This window comes from Brevibacillus daliensis (assembly GCF_021245735.1).
Taxonomy (GTDB): domain Bacteria; phylum Bacillota; class Bacilli; order Brevibacillales; family Brevibacillaceae; genus Brevibacillus_B; species Brevibacillus_B daliensis.
In genome coordinates, this window is the sequence record NZ_JAJISB010000028.1 from 80,461 (window position 1) to 94,171 (window position 13,711).

Genomic DNA, 13,711 nt, shown 5'->3' on the forward strand with positions numbered 1-13,711 from the left:
ATGATGGTAATATGGAATAAACAGTTAATAGTGGTACAATAAAGAAACAAAACGGTCATGACCGTTTTGTTGGACCGCAAGCGGTCACATCCAATTTACTGAAAAATGTCGAGACGTTTTTCACAGAAAAAAGTTATATACAACCACAATACTTATTTAAATTAAGTAACTATGGTAAAATACTTCACACAAGGGAGTGATAGATGATGGGTGATCACCAACTTTGCCCTAAATTTGAAACAGCTTTTGAATTACTGGGTAAACGATGGACGGGTTTAATCATCAGCGTGTTACTATCAGGACCGAAACGTTTTAAGGATATATCAGAAATGATCCCCGGCATGAGTGATCGTATGCTGGCAGAACGCTTCAAGGAACTGGAAACCGCTGGTATTTTGACACGTAATGTCTATCCAGAAACACCAGTACGTATTGAGTATGAACTGACTGAAAAGGGTAAGGGATTACAAAAAGTAATGGATGCCGTGCAAATTTGGGCTGAATCTTGGGTAGATTGATTAATAGGATAGCATAGGGCTGAATAGAGACTCCTGCTTAAGACATGCGGGAGTTTTGTTACTGTATCAGGATGTATATACTTCAGGGCTTCACTTCCTTATACGCATGAAAAGCATCCTCTAAAGAAGAACCAGCTCCTTCGAAGACTTCAATTGAAGTTTTTCTTACGTGTAAGCATCATAGAACAACCGCATACGCATGAAAAACATTTACAAGAGCATGGCCTACTTCTAGTTAGGCCTATCGCTAAAAAAATAGTAGCGGCATCTGTAACGGTTTTTCATCTGGTATGAGGTTAATAGGGAAGGCAAGGAGGATTTTGCAATGAATAATTATTTAATTCGAGCAACAGGCTTTGGCGGACATGTACGCGCTTTTGCCGCACGTACTACTGGAATTGTAGAAGAAATTCGCAGGCGTCATGATATGTGGAATACAGCCAGTGCTGCAATGGGACGTACAATTACTGTTACTTCCATGATGGGGGCTATGTTAAAAGGCGATGATCGCATTGCTGTTAAGATTAGCGGCGGTGGTCCGATTGGAAATATTATTGCGGAGGCTAATGCCAACGGTGAGGTTAAAGGCTATGTTACGAATCCGCATGTACACTTTGACTTAAATGACATGGGCAAGCTGGATGTTCGTCGTGCTGTGGGTACGGATGGCTTTTTATTTGTAACCAAAGATTTGGGTTTGCGTGAACCGTATCAAGGGAGTGTACCGATTGTATCTGGAGAGATTGGTGAAGATTTCAGTTACTATTTCAGCGCTTCAGAACAAACCCCATCGGCAGTTGGTGTGGGAGTACTGGTGAATCCAGAAGATCACTCCGTTATTGGAGCAGGTGGATTCATTCTTCAGTTATTGCCAGGTACGCCGGATGAAATTATTACTTCTATTGAAAAGCGTATCAGTGAACTGCCACAGGTATCTCGTTTGATCGCTGAAGGTGTTACACCGGAAGAACTAATTGGACGTGTGTTGGAAGAGCCAGTCATTCATAGCAAGCTGGAGCTTGTTTTTAATTGTGGTTGCTCCCAAGAAAAAGTAGGGAGTATGCTATACAGTCTTGGAGCTGATGAACTGGAAAGCATGAAAGAGGAAATCGGAAAAGCTGAAGTTCATTGCCATTTTTGCAACGAGCACTATCAGTTTGATGAAAATGACCTTCAAGAAATTATTGATGATCTGCGTAGGTAAGTAACGATTATTCGCTATAAATAGCAGACGATATAATAGGTAAGCTAAACAAGCCCTTTTAGCCAGTACTCACACTGGTTGAGAGGGCTTGTTGCCGTTTAGCTTCGTATTGATTGTTCTAAAATTATGCGGCAAATAAGGCATATGTCGCAAGATCCCTTATTCCTCTGTTGGTATTTCAGGTCCTGCCAACTCTTTTTGATAAAAGGCAAGATCTAACCATCTACCGAATTTGTTATCCTGCTTTTTTACTGTATCAGAAAGTATAAACTTCGAAGGGTCACTTCCTGATATGCATGAAAAACATCCGCTAAGGAATGACTAGCTTCTCCGAAAGACTTCGATAGAAGCTTTTCTTATTGTACCTGAATGTGGAAAGCCTAGCTTCTCATGCAAATGTATACTTTTTTCATTTGTAGAATCAATCCCAGCAAGTAAAGTAGCATATCCTTCTTTGTGTTTGTATAAGAACCACTGCTTTCGATTTTCAAGGGTAGTTGGCTTGTAATCATAAACGGCTGTTGTATGTAAAATGGCATCATTGTATATCTCGAGAATATGCTCTAGATCCTCTTCCTTTGCAAATCTAATCGTGCCGTAACCCCCATATTCTTTATGCCTTTCAGATTTGTCTCAAACAAATTTCAACATTGAAAACGACAATCCTCCTTACTAAGAATGTCATCTCTGTAGTAATATGTCGCTCATTTCTTTATTCAGACAGCAGGAAAATACTGGGTCATTTTCGTACTTTTAGAGATGGTTCCAATCACGCAAAAGAATGGAGTGGTAAGTAGATGCGGAATATCCGTTTATTGTGGTACTTGGTGGGTGGAATGACGGTCCTTCTCTTGGTAATGATGGGAGCATGGTATGAGGGTGTAGGTTTGACGCAAGTAGCACAGGTGGGTTCAACAACGATAACCAAAAGCGAGCTGGTTGCGGAGATGAATGGACGATATGGTGAGCAGACTATAGCTCAGATGATTAACAAAGAGCTTGTTTTTCAGGAAGCAAAACAAAATAACTTGATTGTTTCTGATGAGCAAATCGAAACGGAATTTAATCAAGTGAAAGCAAGGTTATTGGTAAATAAGGATTCAGCGGGAGTATTAGATCCTACACAACTCCCAGACGATGATCAGATAAAAGATGATGTACGTTATCAATTACTATTGAAGAAAATAGCGACGAATGGTGTAAAGATAAGTGATGAAGAGATGAAATCATACTTTCATAAGCATGAAGAGGATTATTATCAGCCGGGGCAGGTACATCTCTTTAGAATCGTGGTGCAGACAGAAGAGGAAGCATTAGAACTGAAGGTAAAGATAGACAATGGTGCTGACTTCAGTGAAATGGCTAAAAATCGTTCACGTGACGATGCGACAGCAAGTAGAGGCGGAGAGATTGGTCTTGTACCGGTGACAAGTGATTTTTTTGATGAGCAGGAGAGAACCATGCTTAAAGGTCTGGAGATTAACAAAGTAAGTTCTCCTGTACCTGTAGAGAAGGGTTATGCAATATTTAAGGTAAGTACAAGAACGAAGGCGGTTCAACCAATATTTGATGAGGCAAAAGAACAAGTCTTTCAAGATATGGCAGTAGCAAAGGCGGAATCATTTGATGAGATTTTGAACCGTCTGCGAAAAGCTGCAAATTTGGGCGGGAAAAGTTAAACATTGCATTGACGGAAAATTATATGTTTTGATATAATAACCTATAAATCCTAGCAAATTACTCGGTTATTATATTGAGGGGGCATTAATCATGCGTGTAGCACAATCGATAACAGAACTGATCGGCAATACCCCATTAGTGAAGTTGAATCGCGTAGTTACAGATGACTTGGCTGATATTTATCTGAAACTGGAGTTTTTTAATCCTGGAAGTAGCGTGAAAGATCGTATTGCGCTCGCTATGATTGAAGCGGCTGAGCAAGACGGATCACTTAAACCTGGCGATATTATTATTGAACCTACCAGCGGTAACACCGGAATTGGACTTGCGATGGTGGCGGCAGCAAAAGGATACCGTTCCATTCTAGTTATGCCGGAAACAATGAGTATAGAACGACGCAATCTGCTTCGAGCTTATGGAGCAGAGCTGATCCTTACACCAGGTTCAGAAGGAATGGGTGGGGCGATCCGTAAGGCGGAAGAGCTAGCACGTGAAAATAAAGGCTATTTTATCCCGCAACAGTTTAACAATCCAGCTAACCCTGAGGTTCACCGCAACACAACAGCGAAAGAACTGTTGGAACAAGCGAAGGAATTGGACGGAATTGATGCTTTTATTGCGGGTATTGGTACGGGTGGTACGATTACTGGCGTAGGTCAGGTACTGAAAGAAACGTATCCTGATGTACAAATTATTGCTGTAGAACCTGCAGCTTCTCCTGTTTTATCTGGTGGTAAGCCAGGTCCTCATAAAATCCAGGGGATTGGTGCAGGTTTTGTACCAGAGATTCTGGATACGAAGATTTATGATGAAATCATTACGATCGAAAATGAGAAAGCGTTCGAAACATCTCGTCGTGTAGCGAAAGAGGAGGGAATCCTCGGAGGCATTTCTTCAGGGGCAGCTATTGCCGCTGCCTTAGATATAGCGAAACGTCTTGGAAAAGGTAAAAAAGTAGTAGTAATTATTCCTAGTAACGGTGAACGTTACCTGTCCACACCGCTATATCAGTTTGAAGACTAGACAAAAGAATGTAAAAAGTGACCTCCTGATGCTGGGAGGTCACTTTCTTTTTTTTACAGATAGAATTTATAAAAATTCTTATCTGCATAAGTGCAACTAAGACTTTGCCTGCGCCAGAGGCTTTGCAAAGCCAAGTTTTCTAATTAACCTCTGCCATGATATAGTACAATCATTCAGCGATAATAGATTGTTGTGGAGTGTGAATCAAGTTGTTATTTCCTGTATACGAGGAACTATCCAGAATAGGACGTGGGTTTCGGCAAGTACCGCTTGCCTATCGCATGCCATGGGGGGCACATATAGACCCATTGGAGAGTTTGCGCATGTTGCACTCCGATCTAACAGGGAGTGTTCTTTTGGAGAGCGGACGCGCGGGAAAATACAGCTACTTAGCGTATGAGCCCTTGCTGCGTGTAATGAGCAAGAATGGTGAGACGGTAGTAGAGAAGTGGTCCAAACAGGGGAGTGTTTCCAGTGAAAAAATACTGAATCAGAGTCCCTTGCATGTTTTACGAGACCAACTGCAAGCCTACAAGACACCACATATCTCTGGAATGCCTGATTTTACAGGTGGAGCCATGGGTTATCTTAGTTATGAAATGAATCGCCATTTTGAGCATTCTTTACAGCATTTACCAATAGATGACTTACAGCTTCCACAGCTGTATGTTATGATATACCAAGACCTGATTGCTTTTGATCATGATACGAAAGAGTGCTTCTTACTGACGCATGTTTCTGCAGAAGCGGATGAATCTGAATACAATTTGGCAGCCGAGCGGCTACTGCATCTTTCTGAAAAACTGAGTAACGTACAAGCAGTTACATCTGATCAGAACTGGGAAGAATTACGCAAAAAACCGTTATCTACACCTGAAAAGGTAGACGTTTCGTTCGAACAAGAAGAATTCGAAGAGGCAGTTCGTGCGATTCAGGCATACATTGCCGCTGGCGATGTGTTCCAAGTGAATCTGTCCGTACGTCAGAGTGCCCCGTTAGCAGTCTCTGCTGACGCTGTTTACGAGACGTTGCGTAAACTGAACCCATCTCCATACAAGGGCTATCTGCATTTTCCAGAATTTCAAATTGTCTCAGGGTCACCAGAATTGCTGATTAAAGTACAGCAGGGTGAAGTGAGCACTCGTCCTATCGCAGGAACCAGACCTCGAGGTAAGACGGATGAGGAAGATGAAGCGTTAGCGAAAGAGCTTTTGATGAACGAGAAGGAACGGGCTGAACATGTGATGCTTGTTGACCTAGAACGAAACGATATGGGGCGTGTTTGCAAATATGGGAGCGTCGAAGTAACCGAGCTGATGGTGGTCGAAAAATACTCTCATGTGATGCACATCGTTTCTCATATAAAGGGAGAGCTGGATGACGACAAGGATGCGTTCGATGCGATAGCAGCAGCTTTTCCTGGGGGCACGATAACAGGAGCGCCTAAAGTACGTACCATGGAAATCATCGAGGAATTGGAGAAAGTACAGCGAGGTGTGTACACCGGTTCGATTGGATGGTTTGGTTTTGATGGGGATGTGGAATTAAACATCGTTATTCGTACGATGGTCGTGAAGGATCAGATTGGATATATCCAGGCAGGTGCAGGTATTGTGATCGATTCAGAACCAGAAGCAGAATATCATGAATCATTGAAAAAAGCAGAGGCAATGTGGAAAGCAGTTGAGCTGAGTGAAGAATTTGAGATGAAGAGGCATAAATGCCAAGAGGAGAGCTGAGCATGATTATTATGATTGATAACTATGATTCTTTTACGTACAATCTGGTGCAGTTTGTCGGTGAACTAGGTCAGGAACTTCGTGTGTTTCGCAACGATAAGATTTCATTAGATGAAATAGAGCAAATGAACCCGGATTACATTATGATTTCCCCAGGTCCGTGCACTCCGAATGAGGCGGGTATTAGCATGAATGTTATTCGTTATTTTGCGGGAAAAATTCCGATCCTTGGCGTTTGCTTGGGACATCAATCTATCGGACAGGTTTTCGGAGGCAACATTATTCGAGCTGATCGACTAATGCATGGTAAGACATCTGAAATCATTCATGATGGTAAAACGATTTTTAGCGGGATACCGTCTCCATTTAAGGCTGCACGCTATCATTCACTAATCATTGATGAAACAACTATTCCTCGGGAGCTGGAAATCACCGCAAGAACAGCTGAAGGTGAGATTATGGCTGTGCGCCATCGCAAACTTCCTATTGAGGGTGTGCAATTCCATCCGGAATCAATCATTACTGAACATGGAAAGCAGATGCTGCATAACTTCTTACTCACCTATTCTAAAGAGCTGCAAGCCTAATAAAAGGATCATTTTCATACAAGAATAAATAACAAACCGCCAGCACGACACGTTGGCGGTTTTTACCTGATGGCGGGAGCGAAGTGTGTATGTGGATTTATGCAAACAACGAACTTGTACCTGCAGAAAAAGCAACAGTACCAGCTATGGACCACGGATTTTTATATGGAATTGGTTTATTTGAAACGATACGGGTTTACAACGGAAGACTGTTTTTGTGGGAAGAGCATGCTACACGATTGCAAGATGGGCTAACTAGTCTTAACATCCGTTCGAAATGGACTACACATGAGTTGCAAGAAGCGATCATGCTGACACTTGAGCGTAACGATTTGCAAGATGCCTATGTTCGCCTAAGTATAACTGCGGGAGATCAAGGAGTTGGTCTTCATGCTGATGAATATAAGAATCCGTTGTTGTACATCTTTGTAAAGCCCGTTACTCCAATCAGAGTGCCTCCTGTAGCCAAGCGACTGCAGGTTATTTCTTTTCCAAGGCAATCGAAGGAAGGTCTCAAGCGCTTTAAATCGCACAATTATTTAAACTGCTTGCTGGCCAAACAAGAAATTGGAGCGGATCCTCATGTGGAAGGGCTATTTCTGACGACGGAAGGTCATGTTTGCGAAGGTGTAGTAAGCAACATATTTTGGGTAGAAAATAAAAGCCTGTATACTCCTTCTGAAAAAACCCCCTTGCTTGCAGGAATCACACGAAAAACCGTCATCACATTAGCAAAACAACGAGGAATTGATGTTAAGGAAGGTTATTTTTCGCTTGAGAGCTTGTATCAAGCGGATGAAGTATTTGTTACGAACTCCATTCAAGAGCTGGTTCCTGTATCGTATGTAGAGGATCAACCTGTTAAGCAAGTTTATGGCGAAACAACCAGTCTATTGCATGAAGCCTATCGGGCGTTAATCCACTCTTCATAAAGTTACCTGAGCCCTAGATAAGGACAGAAGGAGTATGAGCATAGTGATGAAACATAATTCATATATGGTACTTTCTGCAGATATAAGAAATATGGCAGTAGAGTTTCCGACAATACGTGTAAGTGATCTACAAACAATGGCTATCCGTGTTGAGAATATTCCTTTTTCTTGTACCTGGCAGGTAAAAGAAAGTATACAGCTTGCGGGTGGAAAAGCCTTTATTAGTAAACATGAGAGTGAGTCCGCCTGCGGTTTATTAGTAGCAAGTAAGGAAGCGTGGTCAGGCATTCTTAAACAATGGGATAGTCAAAATGAAATGATTTCCCTTAGTCAGGAAATCAGTGAAATACTACAACGCCAAGAGAAGCTGAGCCAACGAGAAAGAATTCTTTGCAAAAATCTTTCTCTTCCTTTACAAGAGCGTACACTCATCATGGGTATCTTAAATGTGACACCTGATTCCTTTTCCGATGGTGGTAAGTTTACTTCTATTGAAAATGCAATGAACCACGCCAGAAAATTGGTGGCAGATGGTGCAGACATTATTGATATAGGCGGTGAATCAACCAGACCAGGATCTGCTGCTGTTAGTCTCGATGAAGAGCTGACACGTGTTTTGCCTATTATTGAGCGATTATCCAAGGAGATTGAGGTTCCAATTTCTATTGATACGTATAAGGCGCAGGTAGCGAAGGAAGCAATAAATGCTGGTGCCCATATTATTAATGATGTGTGGGGGGCGAAGCGAGATCCACTTATGCCTCAAGTAGCTGCGGAAGTCGATGTTCCGATTATTCTCATGCATAACCGTGTAGAACTTGATTATACGAATTATTTTGCAGATTATATGCGTGATTTGCAGGAGTCTGTTCAACTTGTCAGGGAGGCAGGCGTGAGGGAGGAGAATATCATCCTCGATCCTGGAATTGGATTTGCCAAGAACCTGCAACAAAACCTGGAAACCATGCGACGCCTGGAGGATCTGGTCGCTCTTGGGTATCCGGTACTGCTCGCTACATCTCGCAAATCGATGATTGGTAAAGTACTTGATCTACCGGTCGATGAGCGTGTAGAAGGTACAGCAGCCACCGTTGCTCTAGGGATTGAAAAAGGCTGCCATATCGTAAGGGTGCATGATGTAGCACATATGAAGCGAGTAGCCACAATGATGGATGCAATGAAAAAAGGGGCTGATTTTCATGGATAAAATCTATTTTAACCAAATGGCTTTCTATGGCTATCACGGAGTATTTAAGGAAGAGGCGAAACTTGGTCAGCGTTTTTATGTTGATCTGGAACTATCTCTAGACTTGTCAAAAGCTGCCGAAACCGATAATCTGGAGCATACCGTCAACTATGCTGACATCTATGAAACGGTTAAAGGGATTGTCGAAGGAGAACGTCATCAGCTCGTAGAAAAATTAACTGTACGTATCTGTGAACAACTACTAGCAGATTTCCCATTGGAGGAAGTAAAGGCAAAAGTAATCAAACCTGATCCACCAATTGCAGGTCATTATCAATCTGTTGCAATCGAAATGGTACGAAAGAGAGTGAATAACTAGCATGAAGGATGGGGTAACAGTTTTCATCTCACTAGGCTCCAATCAGGGAGTAAGGGAGCATATGCTGATGCAGGCAATTTTGGAATTGAACGCTCATCCTGCTATCATGGTAAAACGCCTCTCCTACATCTACGAAACAGATCCAGTCGGTTATACGGAACAGCCTGCATTTCTCAACATCGTAGCCGAATTACAGACTGAGCTCGGCGCACTGGACCTTCTCGAAGAAGCGCTTCGTGTTGAGAAGGAGCTGGGACGTGTACGTAAAGAACGTTGGGGACCGCGCCTCATCGATATTGATATCCTTCTATATGGGGAAGAGCAAATTATTCTCCCTACTTTAACCATACCTCATCCGGAGATGGTAAATCGGGCATTTGTGCTTGTGCCGCTTCGAGAGTTATGGCAAGGGACGATAATTGGAACGGGTGTAACGATAGATGAAGCGTTGAAACGTTGTGAAGAAACACAGGGGGTACTTAGATGGGGGACATTAGACTGGGAGGCCGAATTAGAGCGTTCCGAAAATTAAAGGGCTTTACACAACAGGAGCTTGCTGACGAAATGGGTGTATCTCTGTCGTTCGTTGGTACTCTAGAAAGAGGGACGAAACCTTCTACAGAAGTAGTGTTACGAAAGATAGCCAACACTTTACAAGTTGATTATGAAGAATTATGTGCTATAAATAAAAAAGAGTAAGGCAGGTTTCCTTCGAACGAGGAGGTTTTTAATAAATGAAAATAGGAAACATTGAGTTAAAAAACAATGTAGTTTTGGCTCCAATGGCTGGAGTATGTAATCCCGCTTTTCGTTTGATTGCCAAGGAATTCGGTACAGGATTAGTATGTGCTGAGATGGTGAGCGATAAGGCGATTGTTCATGGGAACCAGAGAACATTGGATATGTTATATGTGGATGAGCGCGAAAAACCGCTTAGCTTGCAAATTTTTGGTGGAGACAAAAAGACGTTGGTTGAAGCGGCTACTTATGTAGACCAGAACACAAATGCCGACATTATTGATATAAACATGGGTTGTCCTGTACCAAAAATCGTAAGCTGCGATGCCGGTGCCAGATTGTTGCTTGATCCAGAGAAAATTTATGAGGTTGTATCAGCTGTGGTTGACGCAGTAGACAAACCAGTTACGGTTAAAATGCGTCTCGGTTGGGACGAAGATCATTTATTCGTGCTCGATAATGCAAGAGCGGTAGAACGTGCAGGTGGTGCAGCCGTTTCCGTACATGCTCGTACCCGTGTACAAATGTACAAAGGGAAAGCAGACTGGGACTGGATCGGTCGAGTAAAGGAAGTTGTAAATATTCCTGTTATTGGTAACGGGGATGTATCTTCCCCTGAGGATGCGAAGCGCATGCTGGATACGACTGGTTGCGACGGGGTAATGATTGGTCGTGCAGCTCTGGGGAATCCGTGGATGCTGTATCGTACAATTCAATACCTAACAACGGGTGAATTGGGTGCGGAACCGACAGCCAGAGAAAAGATCGAGATTTGTTTATTACATGCTGACCGTTTAGTCGCATTAAAAGGACCTCGAGTAGGCATACTGGAGATGCGTAAACATGCTGCTTGGTATTTGAAGGGTTTAAAAGGATCTACTCCTACTAAGAATCTGATCAATGCTGTTGAAACCCAGGAGCAACTACGTAATGTGCTTATAGAATATGCAGAGTGGCTTGATAAAGGTGAATTTGACGAATCCAAGAATGATGAAAAGGAAGAGGTAGCATCTTTTACCTTATAATGGAAATGAAACATTGACAACCCTTTTTTCATATCCTATAATTCATCGTATTATATAAGTGAAGCTGCCAGAACATCTCTGGCAGCTTTCCCTATGACCCACTCACTTTCAGTAAAAAGAAAACGATTACCTCCTTGTATATTTTGTGAGGTATCTACATATAATCCTTTGGGCTTTTTATCCAATAGGATTAAAATTGAAAAACGGGGGAATTAAGATGTCTGAAAAAGAAGTTATTCTTACACCAGAAGGTCTAGCTAAGTTAGAGAACGAGCTAGAAGAATTAAAAACAGTAAAGCGTAAAGAAGTAGCTGCTCGCATTAAAGAAGCGATCAGCTTTGGTGATATTAGTGAAAACTCTGAGTATGAGGAAGCGAAAAATGAACAAGCGTTCATTGAAGGGCGTATTCTTACTCTAGAAAAAATGTTGCGCAATGCTCGTATCATTACAAATAAAGATGTAGATACAGGCGTTGTTAACGTTGGTGCTACTGTTCGTTTGAAAGACCTAGAGTTTGGCGATGTTGTAGAATACACTATTGTAGGTTCAGCGGAATCTGATCCAATGAATAACAAGATTTCTAACGAGTCACCTGTAGGTCAGGCGCTTCTAGGTAAAGCTAAAGGTTCAACTGTTGACGTAAACGTACCAGCAGGCGTGATCCAATACGAAATTCTTGATATTACATTATAAAAAGCTAACGTTGCTTGATTAAGAGGCGTACCTATCGTTTAGAGGGTACGCCATAAACCTATTTTTTGGGAGTAGCAGCGCGGTTTAAGGAGTGACATATAACAATGGCTAGAGAAGAAAATCAACACCAAGAAGAAGTAGAACAAGAAGAACAGCTACATGAATTGCTTCAGGTTCGTCACGATAAAATGAACCAGTTACGCGAATGGGGTATTGATCCGTTCGGTAAACGTTTTGAGCAGAAGGACAACGTGCACGATATTGTTGAGAAGTACAATGCACTATCAAAAGAAGAGCTTGAAGAAGAAAACCATGTTGTTACAATTGCGGGTCGTCTGATGGCGAAACGTGCAATGGGTAAAGCTAGTTTTGCTCAACTGTTGGATCGTACAGGTCAAATCCAGATCTATGTACGTAAAGACGGAGTAGGGGAAGATACCTATCGTGTGTTTGATCTAAGCGATATTGGCGATATTATTGGTCTTACGGGAGTTGTGTTTAAAACAAAAACAGGTGAGCTTAGCGTTAAAGCAACAGAACTAGTATTCCTTAGCAAATCGCTTCGTCCGCTTCCTGATAAATTCCATGGACTAAAAGATGTAGAAATTCGTTACCGTAAACGTTATGTTGATTTGATCGTAAATCCTGACGTTCGTAATACATTCATGATGCGTAGCCGTATTTTAACTGAGATGAGACGTTACCTGGATAATCTGGGTTATTTGGAAGTGGAAACACCTACATTGCACGCTATCGCCGGTGGTGCTTCTGCTCGTCCATTCGTAACTCATCACAATGCTCTGGATATGGAGCTTTATATGCGTATTGCGATCGAGCTTCACCTGAAACGTTTGATTGTAGGTGGTCTTGAGAAAGTATATGAAATTGGTCGCGTATACCGTAATGAAGGTATTTCTACCCGCCACAATCCGGAATTTACCATGATTGAGCTGTACGAAGCGTATGCGGACTACAAAGATATCATGAAATTAACGGAAAATCTGGTTGCTCATATCGCTCAAAAAGTACTGGGTACTACTAAAATCGAGTATCAAGGACAAGAAGTTGACCTGACACCAGAGTGGAAACGTGCTCACATGGTTGATTTGGTTAAAGAACAAACAGGTGTGGATTTCTGGAAACAGATGAGTGATGATGAGGCGCGCAGTATTGCGAAGGAACATGGTATTCATGTTGAACCGCACCATACTTTTGGACATGTTGTAAATGAGTTCTTCGAGCAAAAAGTTGAAGAAACGCTTATTCAACCTACTTTCGTATATGGACATCCAGTGGAAATTTCCCCATTGGCTAAAAAGAATGAGGAAGATCCGCGCTTTACGGATCGTTTTGAGTTATTTATTGTAGCTAGAGAACACGCAAATGCGTTTACAGAGCTAAATGATCCAATCGATCAGCGTCAGCGCTTTGAAGCGCAAATGCTAGAAAAAGCAGCTGGTAATGATGAAGCACATGAAATGGATGATGACTTCATCGAAGCTCTTGAATACGGTTTGCCGCCAACAGGTGGTTTAGGAATCGGTGTAGACCGCTTGGTTATGCTACTAACTAATTCCGCGTCCATCCGTGATGTTCTGCTGTTCCCGCACATGCGTGATAAAGGCAGAGCTTAAAATAGTATTTTCAACAGAAAAAAGCAACTGGAGAGAGTTCTCTGGTTGCTTTTTTCGTTTCACATGCCTATCATAAGGAAGTTGTTTATCGTCATGTTTCGCTTTTAAATTACACTAAATCTTTTTTAAAATAAACGAAAAAAGGTATTGATTTATTATAGATCGATATGCTATAGTTATAAATGTTCTCACCGAGGACATAACGAAATAACAAAAAACACTTCGAAAAAAAGTGTTGCATCAAATAACTCGATGTGGTAAATTGATTAAGTCGCTTCCGAAAAAAGATGTTGACAAACTAATTGAGTTTTTGATATAATATAAGAGTTGTTGTTCTTTGAAAACTGAACAGTGAAATGTTTGAATGAAACA

Annotated in this window: 15 protein-coding genes; 14 read left to right on the forward strand and 1 reads right to left on the reverse strand. The window is 41.8% G+C overall.

All coding sequences use genetic code 11. The features are described 5' to 3' along the window. The first annotated feature begins 206 nt into the window (after nt 1–206). Together LM917_RS18080 and hslO are read left to right on the forward strand one after the other, a co-directional pair. On the forward strand, nt 207–518 hold the full coding sequence (locus LM917_RS18080) for a winged helix-turn-helix transcriptional regulator (RefSeq protein WP_232699090.1): 312 nt from the start codon (nt 207–209) through the stop codon (nt 516–518). A gap of 325 nt (nt 519–843) precedes the next feature. Continuing rightward, nucleotides 844–1,722, forward strand: a complete 879-nt coding sequence (gene hslO / locus LM917_RS18085; protein ID WP_232699091.1) for an Hsp33 family molecular chaperone HslO — start codon at nt 844–846, stop codon at nt 1,720–1,722. A 321-nt stretch (nt 1,723–2,043) separates the two neighbouring features. Here the strand turns inward: hslO and LM917_RS18095 are convergent, their stop codons facing one another. After that, nucleotides 2,044–2,313 (reverse strand): GNAT family N-acetyltransferase, encoded by a 270-nt coding sequence (locus LM917_RS18095; protein ID WP_444876693.1) that lies wholly within the window; start codon nt 2,311–2,313, stop codon nt 2,044–2,046. Between the two features lie 206 nt (nt 2,314–2,519). On the opposite strand from LM917_RS18095, the gene LM917_RS18100 reads away from it, so the two are divergent. The 12 genes from LM917_RS18100 (at nt 2,520) to lysS (ending at nt 13,339) form a co-directional block, all read left to right on the forward strand. Then, the gene (locus LM917_RS18100) at nt 2,520–3,401 is read left to right on the forward strand and encodes a peptidyl-prolyl cis-trans isomerase (RefSeq protein ID WP_232699093.1); all 882 of its coding nucleotides are present in this window, start codon (nt 2,520–2,522) and stop codon (nt 3,399–3,401) included. 91 nt (nt 3,402–3,492) lie between these two features. Beyond that, nucleotides 3,493–4,425, forward strand: a complete 933-nt coding sequence (cysK, locus tag LM917_RS18105; protein ID WP_232699095.1) for a cysteine synthase A — start codon at nt 3,493–3,495, stop codon at nt 4,423–4,425. 209 nt (nt 4,426–4,634) lie between these two features. Continuing rightward, entirely contained in the window at nt 4,635–6,164 is a 1,530-nt protein-coding gene (locus LM917_RS18110) for an anthranilate synthase component I family protein (protein WP_232699096.1), read from the forward strand. A 2-nt stretch (nt 6,165–6,166) separates the two neighbouring features. Then, nucleotides 6,167–6,751, forward strand: coding sequence for an aminodeoxychorismate/anthranilate synthase component II (gene pabA / locus LM917_RS18115; RefSeq protein WP_232699097.1), 585 nt, complete (start codon nt 6,167–6,169; stop codon nt 6,749–6,751). An 89-nt stretch (nt 6,752–6,840) separates the two neighbouring features. After that, complete coding sequence (pabC, locus tag LM917_RS18120; RefSeq protein ID WP_232699098.1) at nt 6,841–7,683, forward strand: aminodeoxychorismate lyase; 843 nt, start codon at nt 6,841–6,843, stop codon at nt 7,681–7,683. Between the two features lie 46 nt (nt 7,684–7,729). Next, entirely contained in the window at nt 7,730–8,890 is a 1,161-nt protein-coding gene (folP, locus tag LM917_RS18125) for a dihydropteroate synthase (RefSeq protein ID WP_232699111.1), read from the forward strand. After that, a complete protein-coding gene (folB, locus tag LM917_RS18130; protein WP_232699100.1) occupies nt 8,883–9,248 on the forward strand; it encodes a dihydroneopterin aldolase in 366 nt (121 codons plus the stop codon). The genes folP and folB overlap by 8 nt, the downstream gene beginning before the upstream one ends. Before the next feature lies 1 nt (nt 9,249). Continuing rightward, nucleotides 9,250–9,780 carry a 2-amino-4-hydroxy-6-hydroxymethyldihydropteridine diphosphokinase gene (folK, locus tag LM917_RS18135; RefSeq protein ID WP_232699101.1) on the forward strand — a complete coding sequence of 177 codons (531 nt, stop codon included), beginning with the start codon at nt 9,250–9,252 and terminating at the stop codon, nt 9,778–9,780. Further along, nucleotides 9,732–9,947, forward strand: coding sequence for a helix-turn-helix domain-containing protein (locus LM917_RS18140; protein WP_232699102.1), 216 nt, complete (start codon nt 9,732–9,734; stop codon nt 9,945–9,947). Before folK ends, LM917_RS18140 begins: the two co-directional genes overlap by 49 nt. Before the next feature lie 35 nt (nt 9,948–9,982). After that, nucleotides 9,983–11,011: a tRNA dihydrouridine synthase DusB gene (gene dusB, locus LM917_RS18145; RefSeq protein WP_232699103.1), complete on the forward strand. Its 1,029-nt coding sequence runs from the start codon at nt 9,983–9,985 to the stop codon at nt 11,009–11,011. Nucleotides 11,012–11,228: 217 nt separating this feature from the next. Beyond that, on the forward strand, nt 11,229–11,705 hold the full coding sequence (greA, locus tag LM917_RS18150; protein WP_232699105.1) for a transcription elongation factor GreA: 477 nt from the start codon (nt 11,229–11,231) through the stop codon (nt 11,703–11,705). Nucleotides 11,706–11,809: 104 nt separating this feature from the next. Further along, on the forward strand, nt 11,810–13,339 hold the full coding sequence (gene lysS / locus LM917_RS18155) for a lysine--tRNA ligase (protein ID WP_232699107.1): 1,530 nt from the start codon (nt 11,810–11,812) through the stop codon (nt 13,337–13,339). Nucleotides 13,340–13,711: the final 372 nt, after the last annotated feature.